Origin of the sequence: Coleofasciculus sp. G1-WW12-02 (genome assembly GCF_040219735.1) — a bacterium.
GTDB lineage: Bacteria > Cyanobacteriota > Cyanobacteriia > Cyanobacteriales > Coleofasciculaceae > Coleofasciculus.
In genome coordinates this window covers 1-6,961 of sequence record NZ_JAVJRX010000127.1, presented here as the reverse complement: position 1 = coordinate 6,961, position 6,961 = coordinate 1, and the positions used below count along the sequence as shown (strand labels likewise).

Genomic DNA, 6,961 nt, shown 5'->3' with positions numbered 1-6,961 from the left:
TTGGCATCTTGCGCTATTCTTTTGGAGGACGCTATAAAAGCGAACGGTGGTCGAGTTCATTAACGCGCAAGGACTACATCTCTATCACACCTAGCCCGACTATCTTCAGCCCATGCCAAACCATGTAGACCTAAGTGGGTTACTGTTATTATAACACTAAAAAATTGCATCTAGCTAGGTAATTTGGAAATCTACGTTCCTCCGATTTCCCGCTGTCCATCCTCACCCTACTCTGTTGAGGGTGAGGACTTCCGCGACTACGTTAAAATCGCCCCACCCATTAACTTAGAATACCGATAGTCCAACTCCGCCTTAATTAACGGCAAACTCTCTAACGCCTTATCCTCAAGCACAATCTTCTCCGCCGCATCTCTTGCCAAATTCAACACCTCTTGGTCTTCTACCAAACTGGCTAAGGCAAAATCCGCCAACCCCGACTGACGCCGCCCTAAAACCTCCCCAGGACCGCGAAACCGCATATCCATCTCCGAGATAAAAAAGCCATCCTGGGATTGTTCCAACACCCCCAAACGCTGACGCGCTGTATCAGTTTTCGACCCACTCATTAATAAACAATAGGACTGATGGGAACCCCTTCCCACACGCCCTCGTAATTGGTGCAACTGTGACAAGCCAAACCGTTCCGCATTTTCAATCATCATCACCGTCGCATTCGGGACATCTACCCCCACCTCAATCACCGTGGTGGAGACAATAATTTGCGTCTGATTATCCCGAAACGCATTCAGCGCCTCATCTTTTTCTGCTGAACTCATCCGCCCATGTAATAATCCCACCTGAAACTGTGGGAAAATACTCTCAGAGAGTCGCTGATGCTCCTCTACTGCCGATCGCACATCCAGTTTTTCTGATTCTTCAATTAAAGGTAGGACTATATACGCTTGACGCCCTTGGGCAATTTCTCGACGCATCAAGTCATAAGCGTTTTGGCGTTCTTTCCCGGTTAATACTGTGGTGTGAATCGTTTGGCGTCCCGGCGGTAACTCATCAATCTGACTCACATCCAAATCCCCATGCAAGGTTAACGCCAGTGTCCGAGGAATCGGTGTAGCTGTCATGGTTAACACATGAGGGGATTGTCCCTTTTGTTGCAACTGCGCCCGTTGTTCCACGCCAAACCGATGCTGTTCATCAATCACCACCAATCCTAAGCGCTGAAAATTCACGGGGTCCTGAATTAATGCATGAGTTCCTACCAACAGGGGTAATTCCCCGGTTTCTAACTGGGAATGGATTTCCCGGCGCTTCTTCACCTTCACCGAACCGGTTAGCAATTCGACGGGTAGATGGAGTAAATTAAACCAACTGACTAATTTACGATAATGCTGTTCTGCTAATACTTCCGTTGGTGCCATTAATGCGGCTTGATACCCCGACTGAATCGCCGCCAAAATCGCAATCACAGCTACCACGGTTTTCCCCGAACCCACATCCCCTTGGACTAAACGATTCATCGGACTCGATTTTTGTAAGTCGTTGAGAATATCGTTGACCACCCGTTTTTGGGCACAGGTGAGTTCAAAGGGCAGCAGGTGATAAAATTGTTCAACGAGTTTCCCCGTGGGCGCGAGAATGGCACTGGATTGAATTTGCTGCTGCATTTTCCGCCGCTGGAGAAATCCTAACTGTAAATAGAAGAACTCATCAAAGACCAAGCGGCGTCTGGCGCGGCTGAGGGTATCTGTATCTGTGGGAAAGTGTAAATTCGCGATCGCATCACTCACGCCCATCAAATCATACTGCTGGCGCATCCCCTTCGGCAATGGCTCTTGCAGTTGATTCACCGCAGGTAACGCCGCCATCACCGCCTGTCTCACCCAATCGGCGGGAACTCCTTCCGTTAAAGGATAAACGGGCATAACTCGACCAATTTTTAAGGAGTCAATACTCCCACCCAAATGGTCTAAAACCTCAATTTCTGGGGTATCTAGGGTAATCCCATACTTATTCTTTTTCACTAACCCTGACGCCGCCACAATCGCCCCCGCCGGATAGCGACGCTTTTGTTGTTCTTGCCAACCGCGATGATTGTAGCGATTTCCGGCAAAGAAGCGATTCAGTTTAAGTTGACCAGTGTTGTCTTTAAGTAATAACTCGAAAATCGATAACTTTTTATTCCGAGGGCTGGTAAAACAGTTACAACGCTTCACCGTACCCACCACCGTTACCGTTTCCCCGGCGACTAAATCCTTAATATTCACCTGACGGGCATAATCAATATGATCCCTCGGATAATAGTAGAGCATATCTCGCACCGTATATAATCCCAAACGCCCTAAATAATCACTGCGGCGACGACCAATATCGGGTAACTCGGACAAAGGTGAGTCCAGGGTACAATTGACGTTTAACGTTGATGTTTCCGCAACCAGAGGCGTAGTCCGGGGGGATTTAACGGTTGGGGTTTGAGGCGGATGAGTCTTTTCCCATTCCCGACGCTGAATTTCCTGTTGCAGCTTGTGGAGAAACTGTCGTGTATCAGCTACCAGATGTTGACGGTCTTCAACAGTCTTATGATCATAACGCCCAAACTCAGCCGCAATGGACTGCCATTTGCGCCGTTCCACAGGTAGAAGTCCGTCTGGTGTTTTCCCTAAACTGAGGCAGAGAAATTCACTAAAACGGTACTGATTCCCCTGCAAATCAGTAAAGCCCTTTTCTGCTTCGACAGAAAGTGCTTTTTGTAATCGTGTCCAATCTGGAAATTCTGTACCCACAATTTCTGAATTATGAATGACAAATGACCAATAACCAATGACGAATGACTAATCCTCAAACCAACTCGCACGCCATGCGGCTTCGGCTTGAACCACTGTCCACTCCCGTTGTTTTTTGCGATACTGTTGCTGAAATTTAGTGGTATGGGCAATCAGGTGCCGAATTTGATTCCGCACTTTGACTAATTGCGGTTCAGTAAACTCAATTTCGGATAGGCGCAGGTTAACCGCAACAATTCGGGTTAGGGTTGTATCATCGTCATCATCCGACCTTTGGGTTTCGACTAAAAGGTTGAGTAGATTTGAACCGGGACTGCTTTCACCCGCCGCATCTGCTTTGGTTGCCGCTTCCAGGACAGTTGGTGGTAGTTTATCGGGAATAATACCCTCTTGTTGTAAAAGATGATTGGTCTTCACGGAAACAGTTTGCAAGGTGAGAGCAATTTTATCTTCTAGCATCTCTTGCCACTGTAGCAGTTGATTGGGCAGAATCGGTTTTTGTGGGGCTAGGGCTGAATCTGGGGAATGGTTTGCTGTGGTTTCAGCCGAGGATTCCGTTGACTCCGCTATGGGTTCTAAATCCTCGTCTTCCAGGATTGATGATAGGTCTTGAGGAAGCTGTAGGTGTAAGATTAACTCCTCTTGTCCTTCCTTACCAAGCTGACGCAAGGCTTGCTGTAGATTTTGGCGCTGATTGAAGGACAAACTTAAAAATGCGTCTGGATAGCCTTGAGTACAAACCTGATAACTTGCCTGTTTCAAATGTTTTTGCACCGTTTGCCCCAACAGGGTCACATAGGTGGCGTAACTGTCGTGGAGTTGGGAAGCCAGATGTGCGCTCGCTTCCTCCATCTTAGCTAAATCCTGCTCAATGCGTTCAACTGCGTTCACTGTCATTTGCCTTGGGCGATATCAAAATGTAAGTATTCAACCGAACATGATATTATCCCCCGACGAAGTTGACACCCCTTATTGACACTCCCCCGCTTAAAATACGGGGAATTCTTGAGCTAATCGTTGCCCTTTCGAGTCACCTCTAATTAGGTCTTACACAATTATGTCCTACCCGAAGCCAACTCGAATATCACTTAATATCTAGAACTCCACTTTTTCGGGTAGCTCTCCAAGCTTTTACCTAAATTAATTAGGAAGTTTCCGTATGCCCTACGGTACTTATTAACTATTTAGTTTTTACAAAAATGCTATTCCGACTGAGAAAATCGGCATTGTACGAATTTTGGCTCGTTTGAAATCCTAGCAAGACCAATTACACCATTTATGTTTTTCAGAAGGTTTTTATGTATACAGAGTTATCACCTACAAACTCTGTTTCTCACGTCACTATTGTACCTAAATCCAACAAAAAAAGCAACTAAAGTTGCTAGGCTAAACGCCTTGCTTGGTTTCATCCCTCGGATAAATCACGAGGGAGCCTGCACCATCGCTTATCTGTAAATATTTGTAAAATTTTATTCAAGGAATTAAAGGCTCACATCCCTAACTACGAACTCGCTTAATTTAATTGCACAGTTGAACCCAACATCTACCCAAAAATTCAGTCAATTTTAATACATTTATCGCCTGAATATGGGTGGGTTACGGCGGATAGTTTCTTCAATTCCACCTAACCCACGATGGCGGCGTGGCACACCTAAATTGATAGATTAGATTCAGCTTGTAGTAAGGGTTAAATCCCTAGATTCCGCCCTAGTAACATGCGCCAACCCAACCTACAACCTATTCCAACATTTTAGCTGTGTCAGTCCACTACGAGATTGAAAATTTTTTCCCACAAGGGCAGGGCGCAAGCCGACACCCCACATTCTACTTTCTCTAGAAATATAGAGACGTTACCTGCAACGTCTCTATATTTCTGGTGGACACCACGATACACAAGAGTTGAGTGTCTATTTTGGTTGACCTGTCTGGGCGGCTACTTCTTGAGCGAAGTGAGTTTATTCTGATTCAATCCCCTCACCCAAAACATAACGGGTAAAGCGACGTACTTGGATATTTTCCCCCAACAGGGAAATGGTTTCTTTGACCAACTCTTCGACGGACTTGCTTTGATCCCGGATGTAGGGTTGATCAATTAACGATAATTCTTTCAACCGTTTCTCAATCCGACCCTGAACAATCTTCTCCTTAATATTATCCGGTTTCTTTGCCAGGTCATCGCGCCCCATTTCAATTTCTTTTTCCCTTTGGGCAACAGCGGCTGGGATATCGTCCACAGACACATACTCGACATTCGGACAAGCCGCAACTTGCATCGCGATATCCTTAACCAAGGCTTGGAATTCCTCGCGACGGGCAACAAAATCCGTCTCGCAGTTAACTTCCACTAAGACACCAACTCGTCCCCCCGTGTGGATATAGCTACCGATAATTCCTTCAGCCGCCACCCGACCGGATTTTTTCTCGGCTGAAGCAATCCCTTTCTGACGTAGCCATTCGATGGCTTTGGTCATATCGCCGTCATTTTCTTTGAGCGCTTTTTTGCAGTCCATCATGCCTGCGCCAGTTTTTTCTCGTAACTCTTTGACGAGTTTTGCTGATATTTCCGCCATCTTGCCTTTATTCCTCCTTTGTTGTTTGTCAGTGCCGATGAACAACGGACAGATAACCCCAGTGTATCGGGTAGACCTACAAATGCATCATTGCTTATTCTTCGCTGTCCTCGTCCTCCTTGGCGCTGTCCTCGTCCTCCTTGGCGCTGTCCTCAACTTCCTCGGCGCTGTCCTCGTCCTCCTTGGCGCTGTCCTCAACTTCCTCGGCGCTGTCCTCAACTTCCTCGGCGCTGTCCTCAACTTCCTTGGCGCTGTCCTCAACTTCCTCGGCGCTGTCCTCAACTTCCTTGGCGCTGTCCTCAACTTCCTCCATGTCTGACTCAAAGGAGTCCACATCGTCGCTGTAATCGTCTTCCATCTCGTCTAGGGCTTGGGCAAACTCTCGCTCCTCTTCGTCTACCTCCAGTTCACCGTGACGCCCTTCATAGATGGCATCGGCTAACTTGCCAATAATTAGTTTAATCGACCGAATCGCATCGTCATTCGCGGGAATCGGAATATCTACCACATCCGGGTCACAATTCGTATCAAGCATCGACACCACGGGAATGCCGAGTTTTTCACACTCTTTGATGGCATTGTATTCCCGGCGCTGGTCAATGATGACGACAATGTCGGGGATTCGCCGCATCATTTTGATGCCACCCAGATATTTTTGCAGCTTACCCAGTTCACGGCGCAGTACGGCTGCTTCTTTTTTCGGCAAGAGGTCAAGAGCACCACTTTCTTCGCGGCGTTCGAGTTCTTTGAGTCGTTCAACCCGCCCTTTAATCGTTTCCCAGTTGGTCAACATTCCACCCAACCAGCGTTGGTTGACGTAGTACGCGCCACAACGACTGGCTTCTTGGGCAATAATTCCCGCCGCTTGCCGCTTTGTACCGACAAAAAGACAGCGTTTACCTTGCTCTACAGCGGTTCGCATATAGCTGTAGGCTTCTTCCATCAACTGGGCAGTTTGCACCAAGTCAATGATATGAACTCCATTTCGGGCAGTATAAATGTACTGATCCATCTTCGGGTTCCAACGGCGGGTCTGATGACCAAAGTGAACCCCTGCCTCCATCATTTGAGCCAAAGAGACGACTGGCATAATTAGTTTAAACTCCTTAATTCGGGTTTATCCTCCATTCAGGCGGATTTCCTGTGAGGGAAACACCCGAAACCCTGAATGTGCGATTTGTGACAACCTTCCTAAGGTAACATAATTTTTGCTCATGACATTGGATTGGCAAGGCGCCCGTCAAGACACACCGGGCTGTGAGACTGTTTTACATTTCAATAATGCGGGTGCAGCATTAATGCCAGAGTCGGTTTTAGAGGCTGTGGTTGGACATTTACAGTTAGAAGCCCAAATCGGTGGATATGAAGCGGCGGCACAGCAATTTGAGGCAGTGGAACGGGTTTATGATGCGGTGGCGACTTTGTTAGGGTGTCAGCGCCAGGAGGTTGCCATGATTGAGAATGCTACAAGAGCCTGGGATATGGGGTTTTATAGCGTTCCTCTAGGAAAAGGCGATCGGTGCGCCTCTAGTCATTAAATCAATGGACAAAAGTGGATTATGTGGCATAACTATAGCCATCATGCCGATGGATTGGTGTGCAGTATTTGTGGTTAATGATTTGAAGCTTCTGGATAGATGTGGAAATATCAAA

The 6,961-nt window shown here is 47.1% G+C and carries 5 protein-coding genes; 1 reads left to right on the top strand and 4 read right to left on the bottom strand.

The features are described 5' to 3' along the window. Positions 1–257: 257 nt before the first annotated feature. From recG to rpsB, 4 genes are all read right to left on the bottom strand, one after another. Positions 258–2,738 (bottom strand): ATP-dependent DNA helicase RecG, encoded by a 2,481-nt coding sequence (recG, locus tag RID09_RS20895; protein ID WP_446337844.1) that lies wholly within the window; start codon positions 2,736–2,738, stop codon positions 258–260. Positions 2,739–2,786: 48 nt separating this feature from the next. Continuing rightward, complete coding sequence (locus RID09_RS20890; RefSeq protein WP_446337843.1) at positions 2,787–3,629, bottom strand: hypothetical protein; 843 nt, start codon at positions 3,627–3,629, stop codon at positions 2,787–2,789. Between the two features lie 1,064 nt (positions 3,630–4,693). Next, complete coding sequence (gene tsf, locus RID09_RS20885) at positions 4,694–5,308, bottom strand: translation elongation factor Ts (protein WP_446337842.1); 615 nt, start codon at positions 5,306–5,308, stop codon at positions 4,694–4,696. Between the two features lie 94 nt (positions 5,309–5,402). Continuing rightward, on the bottom strand, positions 5,403–6,398 hold the full coding sequence (gene rpsB / locus RID09_RS20880) for a 30S ribosomal protein S2 (protein ID WP_446337841.1): 996 nt from the start codon (positions 6,396–6,398) through the stop codon (positions 5,403–5,405). Between the two features lie 124 nt (positions 6,399–6,522). Here rpsB and RID09_RS20875 point away from each other — a divergent pair, with 124 nt between their 5' ends. Further along, entirely contained in the window at positions 6,523–6,846 is a 324-nt protein-coding gene (locus tag RID09_RS20875; protein WP_446337840.1) for a hypothetical protein, read from the top strand. Positions 6,847–6,961: the final 115 nt, after the last annotated feature.